The organism is Mycobacterium riyadhense (genome assembly GCF_963853645.1).
GTDB lineage: Bacteria > Actinomycetota > Actinomycetes > Mycobacteriales > Mycobacteriaceae > Mycobacterium > Mycobacterium riyadhense.
The window spans coordinates 3,664,220-3,683,864 of record NZ_OY970456.1 but is presented as its reverse complement, the minus strand read 5'-3'; the positions used below and the strand labels follow the sequence as shown (position 1 = coordinate 3,683,864).

At 63.8% G+C, this 19,645-nt stretch carries 11 protein-coding genes, 1 tRNA gene and 2 pseudogenes; 9 read left to right on the top strand and 5 right to left on the bottom strand.

The window, feature by feature from the left end; translation table 11 throughout:
• Window positions 1-12 precede the first annotated feature (12 nt).
• From ftsZ to AADZ78_RS16290, 7 genes are all read left to right on the top strand, one after another.
• Window positions 13-1,152 carry a cell division protein FtsZ gene (gene ftsZ / locus AADZ78_RS16320; RefSeq protein WP_085251672.1) on the top strand — a complete coding sequence of 380 codons (1,140 nt, stop codon included), beginning with the start codon at window positions 13-15 and terminating at the stop codon, window positions 1,150-1,152.
• Between the two features lie 100 nt (window positions 1,153-1,252).
• Window positions 1,253-1,969: a peptidoglycan editing factor PgeF gene (pgeF, locus tag AADZ78_RS16315; RefSeq protein WP_204081069.1), complete on the top strand. Its 717-nt coding sequence runs from the start codon at window positions 1,253-1,255 to the stop codon at window positions 1,967-1,969.
• Entirely contained in the window at window positions 1,966-2,754 is a 789-nt protein-coding gene (locus tag AADZ78_RS16310; RefSeq protein ID WP_085251652.1) for a YggS family pyridoxal phosphate-dependent enzyme, read from the top strand. The genes pgeF and AADZ78_RS16310 overlap by 4 nt, the downstream gene beginning before the upstream one ends.
• A 65-nt stretch (window positions 2,755-2,819) precedes the next feature.
• Window positions 2,820-3,476, top strand: coding sequence for a cell division protein SepF (locus AADZ78_RS16305; RefSeq protein ID WP_085251653.1), 657 nt, complete (start codon window positions 2,820-2,822; stop codon window positions 3,474-3,476).
• A gap of 164 nt (window positions 3,477-3,640) precedes the next feature.
• Entirely contained in the window at window positions 3,641-3,940 is a 300-nt protein-coding gene (locus AADZ78_RS16300; protein WP_085251654.1) for a YggT family protein, read from the top strand.
• A 255-nt stretch (window positions 3,941-4,195) separates the two neighbouring features.
• Window positions 4,196-4,972, top strand: a complete 777-nt coding sequence (locus tag AADZ78_RS16295) for a DivIVA domain-containing protein (protein WP_085251655.1) — start codon at window positions 4,196-4,198, stop codon at window positions 4,970-4,972.
• An 83-nt stretch (window positions 4,973-5,055) separates the two neighbouring features.
• Window positions 5,056-5,400 carry a hypothetical protein gene (locus AADZ78_RS16290; protein ID WP_085251656.1) on the top strand — a complete coding sequence of 115 codons (345 nt, stop codon included), beginning with the start codon at window positions 5,056-5,058 and terminating at the stop codon, window positions 5,398-5,400.
• A gap of 24 nt (window positions 5,401-5,424) precedes the next feature.
• On the opposite strand, the pseudogene AADZ78_RS16285 reads toward AADZ78_RS16290, so the two are convergent.
• The 4 genes and pseudogenes from AADZ78_RS16285 to AADZ78_RS16270 form a co-directional block, all read right to left on the bottom strand.
• Window positions 5,425-6,141: pseudogene (locus AADZ78_RS16285) on the bottom strand (phosphoribosyltransferase); the annotation flags it as partial.
• 184 nt (window positions 6,142-6,325) lie between these two features.
• Window positions 6,326-6,760, bottom strand: coding sequence for a type II toxin-antitoxin system VapC family toxin (locus AADZ78_RS16280; protein ID WP_085251658.1), 435 nt, complete (start codon window positions 6,758-6,760; stop codon window positions 6,326-6,328).
• A gap of 3 nt (window positions 6,761-6,763) precedes the next feature.
• A pseudogene (locus tag AADZ78_RS16275) lies at window positions 6,764-7,075 on the bottom strand (type II toxin-antitoxin system Phd/YefM family antitoxin); the annotation flags it as partial.
• Between the two features lie 158 nt (window positions 7,076-7,233).
• Window positions 7,234-7,319, bottom strand: a tRNA-Leu gene (locus tag AADZ78_RS16270).
• Window positions 7,320-7,447: 128 nt separating this feature from the next.
• Here AADZ78_RS16270 and AADZ78_RS16265 point away from each other — a divergent pair.
• The gene (locus AADZ78_RS16265) at window positions 7,448-8,803 is read left to right on the top strand and encodes a M20/M25/M40 family metallo-hydrolase (protein ID WP_085251674.1); all 1,356 of its coding nucleotides are present in this window, start codon (window positions 7,448-7,450) and stop codon (window positions 8,801-8,803) included.
• Between the two features lie 31 nt (window positions 8,804-8,834).
• Entirely contained in the window at window positions 8,835-9,365 is a 531-nt protein-coding gene (locus AADZ78_RS16260; protein ID WP_085251659.1) for a YbhB/YbcL family Raf kinase inhibitor-like protein, read from the top strand.
• A 38-nt stretch (window positions 9,366-9,403) separates the two neighbouring features.
• Here AADZ78_RS16260 and AADZ78_RS16255 read toward each other — a convergent pair whose 3' ends face one another.
• Window positions 9,404-19,396: a PPE family protein gene (locus AADZ78_RS16255; protein WP_085251660.1), complete on the bottom strand. Its 9,993-nt coding sequence runs from the start codon at window positions 19,394-19,396 to the stop codon at window positions 9,404-9,406.
• Between the last annotated feature and the right edge of the window lie 249 nt (window positions 19,397-19,645).

Sequence of the window (19,645 nt, the reverse complement as noted above, 5' to 3'; positions counted from 1 at the left end):
GGAAGACGAATGATGACCCCCCCGCATAACTACCTGGCAGTCATCAAGGTCGTGGGTATCGGCGGCGGTGGTGTCAACGCCGTCAACCGGATGATCGAGCAGGGCCTCAAAGGGGTGGAGTTCATCGCGATCAACACCGACGCGCAGGCGTTGCTGATGAGCGACGCCGACGTCAAGCTGGACGTCGGTCGTGACTCCACCCGCGGGCTGGGCGCCGGCGCCGACCCAGAAGTCGGGCGCAAGGCGGCCGAGGACGCCAAGGATGAGATCGAGGAGCTGCTGCGCGGTGCCGACATGGTATTCGTCACCGCTGGTGAAGGCGGCGGCACCGGCACCGGCGGTGCGCCCGTCGTCGCCAGCATCGCCCGCAAACTGGGGGCATTGACCGTCGGTGTGGTCACCCGGCCGTTCTCGTTCGAAGGCAAACGGCGCAGCAATCAGGCCGAAAACGGCATCGCCGCGCTACGGGAAAGTTGCGACACCCTCATCGTGATCCCCAACGACCGGCTGCTGCAGATGGGGGATGCCGCGGTATCGCTGATGGATGCGTTCCGCAGCGCCGACGAGGTGCTGCTCAACGGCGTCCAGGGCATCACCGATCTGATCACCACGCCGGGGTTGATCAACGTCGACTTCGCCGACGTCAAGGGCATCATGTCCGGTGCCGGCACCGCGCTGATGGGCATCGGGTCTGCCCGGGGTGAAGGCCGGTCGCTCAAAGCTGCCGAGATCGCCATCAACTCACCGCTGCTGGAAGCCTCGATGGAGGGCGCGCAGGGCGTGCTGATGTCGATCGCCGGCGGCAGTGACCTGGGTCTGTTCGAGATCAACGAGGCGGCTTCGTTGGTGCAGGACGCCGCGCATCAGGACGCCAACATCATTTTCGGCACCGTGATCGACGACTCGTTGGGTGACGAGGTGCGGGTCACCGTGATCGCGGCGGGATTTGCCGCAAGTGGGCCCGGGCGCAAGCCGGTCGTGGGAGAAACCGGCGGCGCTCACCGGATCGAGTCGGCGAAGGCCGGCAAGCTCACCTCGACATTGTTCGAGCCGGTCGACGCGGTAAGCGTGCCGATACACACCAATGGTGCGACCCTGAGCATCGGCGGCGACGACGATGACGTCGATGTGCCGCCCTTCATGCGCCGCTGAGGTCTCAATTTGCTTGCCAGTGCGCGACAAACCGGCCACGAAATATCGAGGCCGGACATCGGTGTCGCCCGGCCGGCAATGCGTTCCGGATACTGGGCACGTGAGCGTTCACATCCGTCGGGTGACCACCACCCGGGCGGGCGGTGTGTCGTCAGCGCCGTTCGACACCTTCAACCTGGGCGACCATGTCGGCGACGACCCAGCGGCCGTGGCGGCCAACCGGGCGCGGCTGGCCGCGGCCATCGGCCTACCCGCACAGCGAGTGGTGTGGATGAACCAGGTCCATGGTGACCGGATCGAGGTGGTCGACGGGCCGCAGAGCGCAGCCGTCGGCGGCAGGGTGGGCGCCGACGGCATGGTGACCAACATCCCCCGTCTAGCGTTGGCGGTTCTGACGGCCGACTGTGTGCCCGTCCTGCTGGCAGACGCGCGGGCCGGTGTCGTTGCGGGGGTCCATGCCGGTCGGGTGGGCGCGCAGCGCGGCGTGGTGGCTCGCGCCGTGGAAGCGATGCTGGGTCTGGGCGCCCATACCGGTGACATTTCAGCGCTGTTGGGTCCGGCGGTCAGCGGTCGCAACTACGAGGTGCCCGCCGCTATGGCCGACGAGGTCGAGGCGGCGTTGCCGGGCAGCCGCACCACCACCTCCGCCGGTACTCCCGGACTCGACCTTCGAGCCGGAATTGCTTGTCAGCTACGCGATTTGGGTGTGACGTCGATCGAGGTCGATCCGCGGTGCACGGTGGCCGACCCGACGTTGTTCAGCCATCGGCGCGGCGCGCCGACCGGACGGTTAGCGTCGCTGGTTTGGATGGAATGACCGCAATGGCGGTGGAGGCGCCGGGCACCGGCAAGGATGGCGACCGCCAATCGGAATTGACGCACGCGTTGGCGGCGGTGCGATCCCGGCTGGCGGCGGCCGCAGAGGCGGCCGGCCGCAATGTCGGAGAAATTGAACTTCTACCCATTACCAAATTCTTCCCAGCAACCGATGTTGCGATTTTGTCCCGATTGGGTTGTCGGGCGGTTGGCGAATCGCGAGAACAGGAAGCCTCGGCGAAGGTTGCTGAACTCGCTCGGTTGCAAGCGTCGCGGCCGGGATCGCGCGATATGCAATGGCATATGGTCGGCCGGATCCAGCGGAACAAGGCTCGGTCGCTGGCTCAGTGGGCGCACACCGCGCACTCGGTTGACAGCTCGCACGTGGTGACCGCGCTGGATCGGGCGGTAGCTACCGCGTTGGACGGGCACCATCGCGCCCGTCGGTTGCGCGTCTACGTCCAGGTCAGCCTCGACGGCGACGCGTCTCGCGGCGGCGTCGACATCGCGGCGTCTGACGCCGTGGACCGAATCTGCGCGCAGGTGCTGGAGTCGCAGAGCCTGGATCTGGTCGGATTGATGTGCATTCCGCCGCTGGACCGGGACCCGGACCAGGCCTATGACCGGCTGAAAACCGAGCACGCCCGGGTGCTCGAGTCCTTCCCGAAGGCGGTCGGGCTTTCCGCTGGTATGTCCAACGACTTTGAAATCGCCGTCAAACATGGTTCGACGTGTGTGCGTGTCGGTACCGCGCTATTGGGTCCGCGGCGGTTACGGTCACCGTGAATAGTCACTGTAGTCACACCTTCATCACAGACACCAAATATCCCAGGGCTAGAAGGGGTCACGCAATGAGCACACTGCACAAGGTCAAGGCCTACTTCGGTATGGCTCCGATGGAGGATTACGACGACGAGTATTACGACGACCGTGCTCCTTCTCGCGGCTATTCGCGGCCGCGATTCGAAGACGATTACGGCCGCTATGAAGGGCGCGACTACGACGACCCGCGCCGGGATCCGCGAGCGGACCTGCGCGGTGAGCCGGCCGATTACCCGCCGCCCAGCAGTTATCGCGGCGGGTACGACGAACCGCGCTTCCAGCCGCGCGAGTTCGACCGCCCCGACATGTCCCGGCCGCGCTTCGGGTCATGGTTGCGTAACTCCACCCGCGGCGCGCTGGCGATGGACCCACGCCGAATGGCGATGATGTTCGAGGAAGGCCACCCGCTGTCGAAGATCACCACGCTGCGCCCCAAGGATTACAGCGAGGCCCGCACCATCGGTGAGCGGTTCCGCGACGGCACTCCGGTCATCATGGACCTGGTGTCGATGGACAACGCCGACGCCAAGCGCCTCGTCGACTTCGCGGCTGGCTTGGCCTTCGCGCTGCGCGGTTCGTTCGACAAGGTCGCGACCAAGGTGTTTCTGCTGTCACCGGCGGACGTCGACGTGTCCCCGGAGGAACGTCGCCGGATCGCCGAAACCGGTTTCTACGCTTACCAATAGCGGAACCTGTCGTTACCGAGCCGCATTCCGGGGCGCTTGCCAGGCCTCCTCGGTACGGCCACGCAATGTGCGTCGACAGATCGAATCGGTAGGCTTGCGGTTGCCGCCCGCGTGGGCGGCGTATTGACATCCCCATCGGTACACATCGGTAAGGTCGGCTTTCGTTGGTGCTGTTTTTTGAGATCCTTGGGTTTGCGCTGTTCGTCTTCTGGCTGCTGCTGATCGCTCGGGTCGTCGTAGAGTTCATCCGCTCGTTCAGCCGTGACTGGCGCCCCACCGGCTTCACCGTGGTGATCCTGGAGATCATCATGTCGATCACCGATCCGCCGGTGAAGCTGCTCCGCCGGCTGATCCCGCAACTCACCATCGGCGCGGTCCGGTTCGACCTATCCATCATGGTGCTGCTGCTGGTGGCGTTCATCGGCATGCAACTGGCGTTCGGCGCGGCCGATGGGCCGCACTGAGGTCACTGCCCGGTGAAGATGTGAGACGCTTTGGCCACGTTTTGGAGACAGTTTCGCGGGCGCGATATTCAAATCTAAGAAATGTGATTTATTGGCTGCGGAGCTCGAAAGAGAATGAAATCTGTCCTTAATTATTACTCCAATCGGCAACCGCCGAGTCTGGTGTGACAGGATGGACGGTAGTTGCGCGATGGCTACCACAGCGTTCTACACTTTCCAGATCGTTTGACAGCCGGGAACTCGAGGGGACAAAGAATGCCGCTTACACCTGCCGACGTCCACAATGTGGCGTTCAGTAAGCCGCCTATCGGCAAGCGCGGGTACAACGAAGATGAGGTTGATGCCTTCCTTGACCTGGTGGAGAACGAGCTGACGCGGCTCATTGAAGAAAACTCCGATCTGCGCCAACGAATCGCAGAACTGGACCAGGAGCTGGCCGGGGGCGCTGGCGCCGGTGTCACCGCCCAGCCCACCCAGGCGATCCCGCTCTATGAACCCGAACCCGAAAAGGCGGCACCGGCCCCGGCGGGGACGAATGAGGAGCAGGCCCTGAAGGCCGCCCGGGTTTTGAGCCTGGCCCAAGACACCGCCGACCGGCTCACCGGCACCGCCAAGGCCGAGTCGGACAAGATGCTGGCCGACGCCCGCGCGAACGCCGACCAGATTCTCAGTGAGGCCAGGCACACCGCGGAGACCACGGTCGCCGAGGCCCGGCAGCGCGCGGACGCAATGCTCGCCGATGCCCAAGCCCGGTCCGAGAGCCAGTTGCGCCAGGCCCAGGAGAAGGCCGACGCCCTGCAGGCCGACGCCGAACGCAAGCATTCCGAGATCATGGGGACCATCAACCAGCAGCGCACGGTGCTGGAAGGCCGCCTCGAGCAGCTGCGCACGTTCGAGCGCGAGTACCGCACGCGGCTCAAGACCTACCTGGAATCCCAGCTGGAGGAACTCGGTCAGCGCGGATCTGCGGCGCCGGTCGATTCGAGTGCCGACGCGGGTGGGTTCGACCAGTTCAACCGGGGCAATAACTAGCAGGGACACGCGCCGGGTTTCGAGGTTGGCGTTGAGACCCTGGTAGGTTTGGCAGTCGCTGCTAGCCGGCTGGAGGATGACCAATGCTGATCATTGCGCTCGTACTGGCGCTGATTGGGCTCGTCGCGTTGGTGTTCGCGGTGGTTACCAGCAATGAGCTGGTGGCTTGGGTGTGCATCGGCGCCAGCCTGCTGGGTGTGGTGCTACTGATCATCGACGCGGTGCGGGAACGCCAGCGCGCCGACGTGGGGGACCAGGAAGGCGCCGATCGCGAGGACCGGGAGGAGGCTGAGGCTGTCGACTATCCGGAGGAAGCCCCCGATGAAGCCGAACAGCCCACGGAGACCGCTGATTCGGACGCCGATTCGGAGGCTACCGAGGAATCGACGGTGTCGGCCGACCATACCGAGGACGAGAGCACCAAATAGCCCTGCTTGGCCTTAACCCACCCGCTAGCTGCTCCTGAGGGCGCTGTCGGTGGTAGGCGTGGCCAGAAGCTCGCGGACCTCGTCGTCAGTGACCTGATGAAAGTCGGCGTAAACCTGTCCGACGGCCTCAAACGCGGGCGGCATGGTCGCGCATATCACCTCGTCAGCTTCCTTGGAAAGCTCCGTGCAGGCTGTGGCCGGGCCGACGGGTACCGCGACAACGACCGCCTGCGGGCCGGAGGCGCGTACGGCCCGCACCGCCGCCAGCATGCTCGCGCCGGTGGCAATGCCGTCATCGACCAAGATCACGATCTTGCCGCGCGGGTCGGCGACCGGACGTCCGCGTCGATAGGCTTGTTCGCGCCGCTCGAGCTCTGCCGTCTCGCTGTCGATCACCTTGCGGATCTGCTCCTCGGTGATGTGCAGGCTGGAAACCACGTCGTCGTTCATCACCACCCGACCGCCGCTGGCCAACGCGCCCATCGCGAGTTCGGGCCAGTGCGGCACACCGAGCTTGCGCACCAGGAACACGTCCAGGTGGGCATGCAACGCCGAGGCGACTTCCCAACCGACGGGAACCCCACCGCGAGCAAGCCCGAGCACCAGCAAACCGTCCCTGCCGCGGTATGAGGAGAGCTCCTCAGCCAGCACACGGCCGGCTTCGCGGCGGTCGCGGAAGTTGCGTGTCGGCGTCCGTCGGAGGAAGCCGCCCGGTGGATTCATCGCCCTCGGTGGTGGTCGCGAATGCTGACACCACCAGCCTACGACCGACGTCCAGCTTCGCGCCGACTTTGCGAAGTCCCGTGAACGCTCCCGGATGTCCGAGGGGGACTTGGCGATCTGCGACACGGGTTGAGATCTGGCGGATCGGTACCTGATCGTCGTCCGTGCCGGGTTTGACTCACTCTAATGTCGGGCGGTCGGGCTAGGGGTCGAGTTGGGCGGGGGCGACTCGGCACCCGGCGGCTTGGGCTCCGGCGTGCAGGCGTCGGTCCCAAACGGCGACGATCAGGCCAGGGTCGCCGACTGCCAACGCGCTGGCCAGATGGATAGCGTCGGCTCCGCGTAAGGCATGGTCTCGGGCGAGGTGGCCGGCGTGCTGTTCAACCGTCGCGGTGAGTTCGACTGGGCGGGTGGCGGCCCAGAAGCCCTCCCAGTCCCGCTCGGCGTCGGCGAGCTCGGATGCGGTTAGGTCGTGATTGCGGGCTGCTGCGGCGAGTGCGGCGCGGACTTCGGGGTAGGCCAGGCGGCTGGACAATGCGGCGTCGCAGCCGTCCCATAGAGCCGACGCCAGCGAGCTCCCTGTCTCGGTGGTGAGAAGTTTGACGAAGGCGCTGGCGTCGAAGTAGACGAGCGGCACCGGTCAGCGCCGCTGGTCGCTGACGCGGTCAGACACCGGCCGCCGCGGTCGGGGTCCGGACCGTCCCGCAGCGACGGGCCGCTGCGCGGTGGCCTTGCCAATTACGCCTTCGGCCGTGAGACGCTCCAACGTGCCTGCGCTGTCCAGCGCAGTGAGTCGCGCGACGGGAATCCCGCGGTCGGTGATAACGACCTCACCACCAGCCCGAGCTCGATCGAGCCAATCGCTGAGGTGCGCGCGCAACTCGGTCACGGATACATCCACACCGTGAACTGTACACTCACTGAACCGTGATTTGTACATGTCGCATTGACTCATCGAAAATGCGCGCATAGTCCTCATCAAGCTGTTCGCGGCACTGAACCTAGAAAACTAGACGCCGGCGGGCGTACTGGCCGCAGGATCTGCAAATACAGAAACGCCGCCCTGACCGAGTTTGAAGCGGGTTTTCCATCTGTGTAGCTAAGAAATTGTGTCCGAGGGGGGACTTGAACCCCCACGCCCATTAGTAGGGCACTAGCACCTCAAGCTAGCGCGTCTGCCATTCCGCCACTCGGACCAGACCAACTACATGAGTTGGCAGCTAAGGCTATCCGATTGCGTTGCGCCGGCCCAACCGGGCTTGCCCATGCGGGTTCGGCACGCGGGGCGGCCGCGGCGGTGTCGGGAGTGGTAGGAAAGGTGACTGTGACCCTAGAGAGCGGACCGACCGAGACCTCAATCGGCCCAAGCGATGACGTGGTCGAGGTCGTCAGCAGCTTGATCCGGTTCGATACCTCGAACACCGGCGAACCCGAGACCACCAAGGGAGAAGCCGAGTGTGCACAGTGGATCGCCGATCAGCTCGCAGAGGTCGGCTACCAAACCGAATACATCGAGTCCGGGGCGCCCGGCCGGGGGAATGTGTTCGCTCGCCTCGCGGGCGCGAACAGCTCCCGTGGCGCTCTGCTGATCCACGGCCATCTCGACGTGGTGCCGGCCGAAGCCGCCGATTGGAGCGTGCACCCGTTTTCCGGCGCGATCGAGGACGGCTATGTCTGGGGCCGCGGCGCGATCGACATGAAGGACATGGTGGGGATGATGATCGTGATCGCCCGCCACTTCCGGCGGGCCGGCATCGTTCCGCCACGCGATCTGGTGTTCGCATTCGTTGCCGACGAGGAGCACGGTGGCGCCTACGGTTCGCAGTGGCTAGTGGACAACCGGCCCGATCTGTTCGAAGGCATCACGGAAGCGATTGGTGAGGTCGGCGGCTTTTCCCTCACAGTGCCGCGCCACGACGGTGGTGAACGACGTCTATACCTGATCGAGACGGCCGAAAAGGGCATCAATTGGATGCGACTGACCGCGCGGGGCCGGGCGGGGCACGGTTCGATGGTGCACGACCAAAATGCGGTCACCGCCGTCGCTGAGGCGGTTGCCCGGCTCGGCCGCCACCAGTTTCCGCTGGTGCGGACCGACACCGTCACCCAGTTCCTGGCTGCCGTCAGTGAAGAGACCGGCCTCACGTTCGACATCGACTCGCCCGACTTGGACGGCACGATCGACAAGATTGGCCCAATGGCTCGCATGTTGAAGGCCGTGCTGCGCGACACCACCAACCCGACGATGCTCAAGGCCGGATATAAGGCCAACGTGGTGCCCGCGACGGCGGAAGCGGTGGTGGACTGCCGCATCCTGCCCGGTCGGAAGGCGGCGTTCGAGGCCGAGATCGATGCGTTGATCGGTCCCGACGTGACCCGGGAGTGGATTAGGGATCTGCCGTCATATGAGACCAGCTTCGACGGCCATCTGGTCGATGCGATGAACGCCGCTGTGCTGGCCGTGGATCCCGACGGCCGGACGGTGCCTTACATGCTTTCCGGCGGGACCGATGCAAAAGCGTTCGCGCGCTTGGGTATTCGCTGCTTCGGTTTCAGTCCGCTGCGGTTGCCGCCGGACTTGGATTTCTCGTCATTGTTCCATGGCGTCGATGAGCGGGTACCCATCGACGCGTTGCGGTTCGGCACCGACGTGCTGGCACACTTCTTAACGCACTGCTGATGACCGGTAGATCACCCGAGAGGACTAGTCCATGACCTTGCCGCCCGACCCGTACGACGCCCTGCCCAAGCTGCCCACTTTCACCCTGACCTCGCAGTCGATCACCGACGGGCAACCGCTGGCCAAACCCCAAGTCAGCGGAATCATGGGCGCCGGCGGAGAAGATGCCAGCCCGCAGTTGAGCTGGTCGGGATTTCCGGAGGAGACCCGTAGCTTCGCAGTTACCGTCTATGACCCCGACGCGCCCACATTGTCCGGGTTCTGGCACTGGGCGGTGGCCAACCTGCCCGCCGACGTGACCGAGTTGCCCGCGGGCGCGGGCGACGGCGGCGAGCTACCGGGAAAGGCGCTGACGTTGGTCAACGACGCGGGTATGCGCCGCTACATCGGTGCTGCGCCGCCTCCCGGCCACGGCGTACACCGCTACTACGTCGCCGTGCACGCGGTCAAGGTCGACAAGCTCGACCTCAATGAGGACGCCAGCCCCGCATTTCTGGGATTCAACCTCTTCCAGCACGCGATCGCCCGGGCGGTCATCCACGGCACCTACGAGCAAACTTAACCGCGGCCCAGACGCGCTCACCGGTGGTACGCGCCCAGCTAGGGCAAGAAGACGTTGTTGAAGAAGCCCGAGAGGTTGGTGCCGACATTTCCGACGCCTGAGTCAAAGGCGGCCTCGGTGAGATCCAGCGTGCTCGTGTTGAAAAACCCCGAAATGGTGTTGCCCAAGTTCGCGAAGCCCGATTCCAGCGCGCCGTAGTTTAGGTAGCCCGAATTTCCCGCGCCCCCGGCATTGCCGACGCCCGAGTTGTAGGCGAACTCGTTGGCAATCCCCGACACAGGACCAGCGGAATTGAAGAAACCCGACGCGTTGCCAGCACCGGAGTTGAAGAAGCCCGACGAGGGGTCGGTGGTCGAATTGAAGAATCCCGGGTTCTGCTGGTAGTCGAAGCCGAAGGTGTAGGGACCCGAGGTCCCGCCGCCGGAGTAATCGACTATTTGGCCAATGACGGTGTCCACGGCAATTGCGGATTGGAGAACGAATGCGTCGATCGTCCAGCCGCCGATGCTGCCGTCGTACACGGTCGTCGTGATGGTCCAGCAAATTGACGTCCCGGGGATGCAGACTTTTTGTTGCAACTGGACCTTGATGGGGATGTCCGAGATGTGGAACGTTTCCATGGTGATCTCGTTGACGGAGGCCGTGACTGGAATCTCAATCGGCGCATTCACGTCGTAGTACCAAGGGATTTCGGGAATAGTCGACGAGTACGAGATGGAAATCAGACCCTGGTAATCGCCTCGCCAAAACAAGCCGTTGCTGTAGTTGCCCGAAATGAAAGCGCCGGTGTTGACATTGCCCGAGTTGGCAACGCCGGTGTTGGAATTGCCGGTGTTGAGCAAACCCGTGTTGAAGTCGCCCGGGTTGAACCAGCCGGTGTTGTAGTCGCCCGGGTTGAAGCTACCGGTGTTGCTGGCACCCGCGTTGTAGTTGCCGGTGTTGTAGCCGCCCGCGTTGGCGATGCCGGTGTTGGCAATGCCGGCGTTGAAGAAACCGGTGTTGGCGCTGCCCGCATTGCCGATGCCGGTGTTGTAGCTGCCGGAGTTGCCGATGCCCCAGTTTCCGGTCCCGGAGTTGCCGATGCCGATGTTGTTGGTGCCCGAATTGAACAGGCCGATGTTGCCGGTGCCCGAGTTCAGGGCGCCGAAGCCGCTTAGGCCGTCGCCGCTGAGCCCGATGCCGATGTTGCCGTTGCCGGTGTTGCCGAAGCCGATGTTGCCGTTGCCGGTGTTGCCGAAGCCGATGTTGTTGCTGCCCGCGTTGGCGAACCCGAGGTTGTCGCTTCCAGTGTTGGCGAACCCGATGTTGACGCTGCCGATGTTGCCGCTGCCGACGTTGAGGTCGCCCAGGTTGCCGCCGCCCAAATTGTGGGCGCCGATGTTTCCATTGCCCAGGTTGTAGTCGCCGACGTTTCCATTGCCCAGGTTGTGGTCGCCGATGTTTGCGAAGCCGACGTTGAGTTGACCCTCGTTTGCAAGGCCCACGTTGAAGATCGTCCCGGTTGCGCTGTCGCGGAGCACGCCGGCCAGATTGGTGCCGACGTTGGCCAAGCCGGAGACATTGGCCGCCGATGTGAGGTCCTGGCTGCTCGTGTTGTAGATGCCCGAGACGGTATTGCCAAAGTTGGCGAACCCCGATTGCAACGACCCGTAGTTCTGCACACCCGAGTTACCGGCGAGTCCGGTCGAGGAGTTGAAAATGCCGGAATTGCTCGCGCCGAAGTTCCCGAAGCCAGATGCGCTGCCGGCGCCGGAGTTAAAGAACCCCGACGACGGGCTGCTGGTCGAGTTTCCGTATCCCGGAGCCGCCGGCATGTCGATGAGTGGGATGGTGATGGGGCCGAAACCGCCTGTGCCGCTTATGCCTATCACCGTTGAGCCGTCCGGGTTGCCGATATTGACCGCGACCGTGGGTTGCTCGCCGAAGGAAATGACGAGCGGGTCGCCGCTCTGGGCGCCGTAGACGCTGAACGGGCCGATGTAGCCGACGACTTTACCGCCGAGGCCGTCGTCCAAGCCGCTGAAGGTGACTTTGGGGATGGTGAAGGCGTTGATGTAAGCGTCGCTGATGCTGACACTGATCGGGATGTTGACGGGGATTTGGATGTCGAAGGATGCGGGGATTTCCGGAACGGTGATTGCGTAATACGCGCCGATCTGGCCGTGATTGTCGCCTCGCCACAAGAGGCCGTTGTTCATGTCGCCGGTGTTGAAAGCGCCGGTGTTGATGTTGCCGGTGTTGGCCAGGCCCGTGTTGTAGTCACCGGTGTTGAACCAGCCGGTGTTGGTGGCTCCGGGGTTGAAGCCGCCGGTGTTGGTGGCGCCGGTGTTGTAAGTGCCGGTGTTGTAGCTGCCCACGTTGGCGATGCCGGTGTTGGCGACGCCGGCGTTGAAGAAGCCGGTATTGGCGCGGCCGGGGTTGGCGATGCCGGTGTTGTAGCTGCCGGAGTTGCCGATGCCCCAGTTTCCGGTGCCGGAGTTGCCGATGCCGATGTTGTTGGTGCCCGAGTTGAACAGCCCGATGTTGCCGGTGCCCGAGTTGAGGGCGCCGAAGCCGAACTGGCCGTCGCCGCTGAGCCCGATGCCGATGTTGCCGTTGCCGGTGTTGCCGAAGCCGATGTTGCCGTCGCCGGTGTTGCCGAACCCATTGTTGTCGCTGCCGGTGTTGCCCAAGCCGAGATTGTCGCTGCCGATGTTGGCGAACCCGACGTTGGCGCTGCCGACGTTGCCGCTGCCGAGGTTGTGGTCGCCGAGGTTTCCGCTGCCGAGGTTCAGGTCGCCGAGGTTGCCACTGCCCAGATTGACGGAGCCGACGTTTCCGAAGCCCACGTTGAGCTGGCCCTCGTTTGCCAAGCCCACGTTGACAACCCGCCCGGCCGCGACGCTGCCGTTGTGGAACGCGCCGCTCAGGTCGGAGCCGACGTTTGCCAAGCCGGAAAGATTGGCCGCTGTGGCGAGGTCCTGGGTGCTGGTGTTGTAGATGCCCGAGATGGTGTTGCCCACGTTGGCGATGCCCGACTCCAGCGAGCCCACGTTTCGGTAGCCGGAGACGCCCGTGCTGCCCATCGAGACGTTGCGGAAGCCCGAGTTGTTGGCGCCGGCGTTGCCGAAGCCCGACGCGCTGCCGGTGCCGGAGTTGAAGAAGCCCGACGACGGGGTGCTGGTCGTGTTCCCGTAGCCCGGAGCCGCCGGTATATCGATGAACGTGATGTCGACTGGGCCGAAGCTGCTGGAGATGGCGATCGGTATCGATGTATCTGGTCCGCCGATGAGGGCATCGACCGTGGGCAAGATGCCGGTGAGGGCCGGGACGGAAATGGTGGCGAAGGTGATGCTCAGATACGACGAGCCGAGGACGCTGACGGTGATCGGTTGAATCTCGAACGGGCCGACGACGATGTTCGTGGCATCGACAGTGATGGGGACATTGATCGGGATCGCCAGATCCAGGTCTAGGACCGAGAATTCGGGAATGTAGATTCCGGCGTGGAAACCACGCAGACCTTGGTAGTCGTCCCTCCAGAAGAAGCCGTTGCTGTAGCTGCCCGCATTGAAAGCCCCGGTGTTGACATTGCCGGTGTTTGCCAGGCCAGTGTTGTAGTTACCGATGTTGAGTAAGCCCGTGTTGTAGTCACCGGTGTTGAAGCTGCCGGTGTTGGTGCTGCCCCTATTTGCCGAGCCCGTGTTGTAGCTGCCCGGGTTGGCGAAGCCGGTGTTCGCGCTGCCCGTGTCGTAGCCGCCCGTGTTGTAGGTGCCCGCATTGGCGAGGCCGGTGTTGCCGGTACCTGGATTCCAGAGTCCCGTGTTGTGGCTGCCGGCGTTCTCGATGCCGGTGCTTGCGATCCCCGCGTTGGCGACACCCCAGTTGCCGGTGCCCGAGTTGCCGATGCCGATGTTGCCGGTGCCGGAGTTGAACAAGCCGATGTTGCCGGTGCCGGAGTTGAAGAGGCCGATGTTGCCGGTGCCGGAATTCAGTGCGCCGAAACCGATTTGGCCGTCGCCGGTCAGTCCGATGCCGATGTTGTTGCTGCCGGTGTTCGCAAAGCCGATGTTGTTGTCGCCGGTGTTCGCAAAACCCGCGTTGGCGTTGCCTGCGTTCCCGAACCCGTGGTTGTCGTCGCCGAAGTTTGCCGGACCGACGTTGTAGTCGCCCAGGTTCCCGGAGCCGACATTGTGTACGCCCTGGCTTCCGAAGCCGACATTGAAGCTGCCGATGTTTGCGCCGCCGAGGTTGTAGGCGCCGACGTTTCCGCTGCCGAGGTTGTAGTCGCCGACGTTCCCGCTGCCCAGGTTGAAGCTGCCGATGTTCGCCACACCCGCGTTGGACACCGCGAAGTTTCCGAAGAAACCCGCGAGGTCGGTGCCCCTGTTTGCGAAGCCGGAGACGTTGGCCGGCGTCGCGAGATCCAGGGTGCTGATATTGAAGAATCCCGACATGGTGTTGCCGTAGTTCGCCATGCCCGATACCAGGTCGCCGACGTTCTTGTAGCCCGAGATTCCTGAGCTGCCGGAGGCCACGTTGAAGAACCCTGAGTTGTTGGCGCCGACGTTGCCGAGGCCCGAGGCGCTACCGGTGCCGGAGTTGAAGAAGCCCGACGACGGGACGCTGGTGGTGTTCCCGTAGCCCGGCTCCGCGGGAACATCGATGACCGGGATGGCGATGGGGCCGATGCCGCCGGTGCCGTCGATCGTTATCGCGGTGGTGGGCCCGCCGATGGTGGCGCTGATGGTGGGCAGGGCGATCGCGATATCCCCGAACGTGATGGGCCCGACGCTGATTGCTTGGGTAGATCCGGTATCCAGAACGGTGATGTCGGCGGTGTATTTGGGAATGGTGAAGCCCTGAATGGTCAGCGTGCCGAGTGACACGGTGACCGGGATGTTGATCGGGATACTCACGGATAGGTTTACCGGAATGGCGGTATCGGGGATATCGATCGTGTAGTTGTAGTCCATCAGGCGTTGGTAGTCGCCTTGCCATAAGACGCCGTTGTTATAGCTGCCGGAATTAACGAAACCGGTGTTCACGTCTCCCGTGTTTGCGAACCCCGTGTTGTAGTTGCCCGTATTCGAGTAGCCCGTGTTATAGGAGCCCGGGTTGAAGCCGGCGGTGTTGAAGCTGCCGGTGTTGAAGCTGCCAGAGTTGTAGCCGCCCGCGTTGCCGATGCCCGTGTTTCCGGTGCCGGAGTCGACGAAGCCCGTATTGACGTGGCCGGAGTTCAAGACGCCGGTGTTGGTGTTGCCGGTATTGCCGAGGCCCCAGTTTCCGGTGCCCGAGTTGCCGATGCCGACGTTTCCCGTGCCGGAGTTGAACAATCCGACGTTACCGGTGCCGGAGTTGAACAAGCCGGTGTTGCCAGCGCCGGAATTCAGCGCGCCGAAACCGATTTCGCCGTCGCCGGTGAGCCCGATGCCGATGTTGTTGCTGCCGGTGTTGGCAAAGCCGATGTTGTTGTCGCCGGTGTTCGCGAAACCGGCGTTGGCGTTGCCGGCGTTCCCGAAACCGCGGTTGTAATCGCCGAGATTTGCCGGGCCGATGTTGTGGTCGCCCAGGTTTCCGGAGCCGAGATTGTGGACGCCGTGGTTGCCGAAGCCGACATTGAAGCCGCCGATGTTCGCGCCGCCCACGTTGTGATCGCCGAGGTTGCCGCTGCCGAAGTTGAAGTCACCGACGTTTCCGGAGCCGAAATTGTGCGACCCGATGTTTGCGAAGCCGACGTTTAAGGCGCCGTCGTTTGCGAGGCCCAGGTTAAAGGCCGTCATCCCCGCCGCGTTGTTGCGGTAGAGGCCCGCGAGGTTGGCCCCGATGTTTCCGGCACCTGAGACATTGGCCGGTGTCGCGAGGTCCAGCGTGCTCGTGTTGAGGAGTCCCGACATGGTGTTGCCGAGGTTCGCCGCGCCCGATACCAGGTCGCCGACGTTCTTGTAGCCCGAAATCCCGGAGCTGCCGGAGGCCAAGTTCAACAAGCCCGAGTTGTTGGCGCCGACGTTGCCTAGGCCCGAGGCGCTGCCGGTGCCGGAGTTGAAGAATCCCGACGACGGGCTGGTTGTCGAGTTTCGGAATCCTGGGGCGCCGCCGATGTCGATGATCGTCCAGTCGGCGGGGCCAAGGCTGGCGGAGACCGGGATGACGATCGCGGTGGAGCCGTCGGGATTTCCAATTTGGATTGCCGGCGTGGGGCCGGTCGCATAGATGGGCGGGATGGTGAGCGAGTTGATGGTGCCTTCGAGGACGGGGATGGGACCGAGCGTGGCGGTGGTTCCGAACGGGATGTCGTCAATCGTTAGCCCGTTGTAGACGGTGGTGGTGAAGCTGGCGTTGATGGGGATATTGATCGGGATGGTGGCAACCAGGTCCAACGCGATCTCCGGCATAGAGATCGTGTAATTGAAGCCGATCAGGCCCTGGCTGTCGCCCCTCCACAACAGGCCGTTGTCCATGTTGCCGGTGTTGAGAGCGCCGGTATCGATGTTGCCCGAGTTGGCCAGGCCGGTGTTGTAGTTGCCGGAGTTGAGTAGGCCGCTGTTGTAGTTGCCGGGGTTGAAGCTTCCGGTGTTGGTGGCGCCCGTGTTGTAGTTGCCGGTGTTGTAGCTGCCCACGTTGGCGATGCCCGTGTTGGCGGTGCCGGTGTTGAAGAACCCGGTGTTGGTGCGGCCCGGGTTGAAGCTGCCGGTGTTGTAGCTGCCGGAGTTGCCGATGCCCCAGTTCCCGGTGCCGGAGTTTCCGATACCGATGTTGCCGGTGCCGGAGTTGAACAGGCCGATGTTGCCGCTGCCGGAGTTCAGGGCACCGAAGCCGAACTGGCCGTCGCCGCTGAGCCCGATGCCGACGTTGCCGGTGCCGGCGTTGCCGAAGCCGATGTTGCCGTCGCCGGTGTTGCCCATGCCATTGTTGTCGCTGCCGGTGTTGCCGAACCCGATGTTGTCGTTGCCGGTGTTGCCGCTGCCGAAGTTGTCGTTGCCGATGTTGCCGCTGCCGAGGTTGAAGTCGCCCAGGTTGCCGCTGCCCAGGTTGTAAGCGCCGACGTTTCCCAGGCCCACGTTGAAGACCATCCCGGTTGCGCTGTCGCGAAGAGCGCCCGCCAAGTTGGTGCCGACGTTTACGAAGCCGGAGACATTGGCCGCGGTGGCGAGGTCCTGGGTGCTGGTGTTGTAGAAGCCCGAGATGGTGTTGCCCAGGTTGGCCACGCCCGACTCTAGGGAGCCGACGTTTCGGTAGCCCGAGACGCCTGCGCTGCCCGTCGACACGTTGCGGAAGCCCGAATTGTTGGCGCCGACGTTGCCGAAGCCCGATGCGCTGCCGGTGCCGGAGTTGAAGAAGCCTGACGACGGGCTGGTTGTCGAGTTCCCGAATCCCGGCGCCGCCGGTATGTCGATGATCTGGATCGTCCCGCCCTGCAGGGCGCCGACGATGGTGGCGTCTATGGACGTGCTTGGCCCACCAATGTCAATTGTCACGGTGGGAGCGGTGAGCGTGGATGACGAGATGTTGACCGGGCCTAAATAGAAGGCGCCGTCCAGGAAATATGTTTTCGGGTACGTATAGCCCGGAATTGTGTAGACCTGCCCGCCGACAACCATGACTTGGTCTATGGGATTAACGGACTCGATGTCGATCGGGACGGTGGGAATATCGATCGCGACATCGACACTGATCTGGCCTTGGTTGTCGCCGGTTACGAAAAAGCCGTTGCTGTAATTGCCCGTGTTGAAAGCGCCGGTGTCAACGTTGCCGGGGTTGAAATGGCCGGTGTTGTAATTGCCCGGGTTGAACCCGCCCGTGTTGTGTTCGCCCGCGTTGTAGCTGCCGGTGTTGGTGGCACCCGCGTTGAGGAAGCCGGTGTTGTAATTGCCGGCATTGGCGATGCCAGTGTTGGCGGTACCCGCGTTCCACGGGCCGGTGTTGTAGCTGCCCGTGCTGCCGATGCCGGTGTTGCCAATGCCCGCATTGCCGATGCCCCAGTTGCCGGTCCCCGAGTTTCCGATGCCGACGTTTCCGGTGCCGGAGTTGAACAAGCCGATGTTGCCGCTGCCGGAGTTCAGCGCCCCGAACCCGACTTGGCCGTCGCCGGTGAGCCCAATGCCGACGTTGTTATTGCCGGCGTTGGCGAAGCCGACGTTGTTGTCGCCTGCGTTCCAGAAGCCTCGGTTGTGGTTGCCGACGTTGCCGTTGCCCAGGTTATAGTCGCCAAAGTTTCCGAAGCCGAAATTGTCGATGCCATGGCTTCCGAAGCCCAGGTTCCCGTCGCCGATGTTTCCGATGCCGATATTGGTTTCGCCGATGTTGCCGCTGCCGATGTTCGAGTTGCCGACGTTTCCTCTGCCGATGTTGGCGTTGCCAACGTTTCCGCTGCCGAAGTTGAAGTCGCCGACGTTCGCGTTGCCAACGTTTGAGCCGCCCTGGTTGGCGAACCCAATATTTACCGACGAGGGGCCGCCGAGGAAGCCGGACATATTACTGCCGGTGTTTAGGGCACCCGAAACAAAGGCCGGCGCCGCGACGCTCAGCAAGCTGGTATTGAGCAAACCCGAGACGGTATTGCCCGAATTCGCGAGGCCCGATGCCAGCCCACCGGTGTTGTAGTAGCCGGACACTCCGACGGCCGATGAGTTGAAGAAGCCCGAATTATTGGCGCCGGAGTTTGCGAGGCCCGAGGCACTGCCCGAACCGGTGTTGAAGAAGCCCGACGACGGGATGTCGGTCGAGTTTCCGAAGCCCGGAGCCGGGAATATCAGGCTCTGATAATTTCCCCGCCATAGCACGCCGTTGCTGTAGTTGCCCGAGATCAAGGCGCCGGTGTTGACATTGCCGGTGTTTCCCACGCCGGTGTTGTAGTTGCCTCTGTTCAAGAAGCCGGTGTTGTAACTGCCAACGTTGAAGCCGCCCGTGTTGGTGCTGCCGGTGTTGTAGCTGCCCGTGTTGTAATTGCCCGCGCTGGCAATGCCGGTGTTGGCTATCCCGGAGTTGAACAAGCCCGTGTTGGCCTCACCCGAGTTGCCGAAGCCGGTGTTGTAGCTGTTGCCGGAGTTGCCAACGCCCCAGTTTCCGGTGCCGGAGTTGCCGATGCCGACGTTTCCGGTGCCCGAGTTGAACAGGCCGACGTTGCCGGTGCCCGAATTCAGCCCGCCGAGACCGGTCAGCCCGGATCCCGTCAGCCCGATTCCGATGTTTCCGTCGCCGGTGTTGCCGAAGCCGATGTTGCCGTCACCGGTGTTGCCGAAGCCGATGTTGCCGCTGCCGGTGTTGCCGAAGCCGAAGTTGCGGGCGGCCGCGGTCGCAGCCGCCATGGAGGGGCCCGTGTTGCCGAACCCGATGTTTCCGCTGCCGATGTTTCCGCTGCCGATGTTTCGGCTGCCAACATTCCCCGAGCCGAGATTGAAGTTGCCGATGTTTCCGTTACCGATGTTTCCGCGGCCCACGTTTGCTAGGCCCAGGTTCAAGCCCGGCCCACTGGGCGGGTGGACTACGGCCTCGGCGGCCGGCGCGACGGATGCGTGCGGGCCCGCCAGATTCTGTGGCACCCCTGTGAACGGAGACAACACCGATACGATCGCCGAAGCATCGGCGTGATAGTCGAACATTGCGGCCACATCCTGTGCCCACATCTGCTCATACTCAGCCTCAGCAGCGGCGATCGCCGGCGCGTTTTGCCCCAGCAGGTTCGAGGCCGCCAGCCAAACAAACCGAGCGCGGTTGGCCGCGATGATCGCCGGATGCACGGTTGCCGCCTGCGCTACCTCGAATGCGGCCGCCGCTAGCCGGGCCTGAGCGGCGGCCTGTTCGGCCTGCATTGCCGCGTCACTCAACCACCCCACATAGGGTTCGGCTGCGCCCACCATCGCCGCCGAGGCCGGACCCTGCCACGACGAAGTCGCCAGTCGCGAGGTCAGTGATGCAAATGCGACGGCGGATGAACCCAGTTCGACGGCCAACCCCTGCCAGGCCGCGGCGGCCACCAGCATCGGGCCCGGCCCCGCGCCAGCAAACATCTGACCCGAATTGTGCTCCGGCGGCAACCCCGTGAAATCCATCGCGTCTCCCCAACTCGAAGCAGATGGCCGGCCTCGCCGTAGCGGCCGGTGTGTTGGATCCCCGGGCAGTGGGCGTCGCACCCCACGGTCGCTTAGCTGCGCCAGGCAGGATCAAGCAATTCATAGTGAATTTCCGGGAGTCCGCAAGTAGCCCCTTGGTGCGATCCCCACCCGGAGCGGTGTTGATGACCATGCCGCGTCGGGATTGCACATTACGTGAAAAGCGCACTGAGAAAGTGACTTTCGGCT

Coding starts and splice junctions, on each gene's coding strand:
- AADZ78_RS16295 (WP_085251655.1), top strand. CDS start 4,196: ATGCCGCTTACACCTGCCGACGTCCACAATGTGGCGTTCAGTAAGCCG.
- AADZ78_RS16290 (WP_085251656.1), top strand. CDS start 5,056: ATGCTGATCATTGCGCTCGTACTGGCGCTGATTGGGCTCGTCGCGTTG.
- ftsZ (WP_085251672.1), top strand. CDS start 13: ATGACCCCCCCGCATAACTACCTGGCAGTCATCAAGGTCGTGGGTATC.
- AADZ78_RS16255 (WP_085251660.1), bottom strand. CDS start 19,396: ATGGATTTCACGGGGTTGCCGCCGGAGCACAATTCGGGTCAGATGTTT.
- AADZ78_RS16305 (WP_085251653.1), top strand. CDS start 2,820: ATGAGCACACTGCACAAGGTCAAGGCCTACTTCGGTATGGCTCCGATG.
- AADZ78_RS16310 (WP_085251652.1), top strand. CDS start 1,966: ATGACCGCAATGGCGGTGGAGGCGCCGGGCACCGGCAAGGATGGCGAC.
- AADZ78_RS16260 (WP_085251659.1), top strand. CDS start 8,835: ATGACCTTGCCGCCCGACCCGTACGACGCCCTGCCCAAGCTGCCCACT.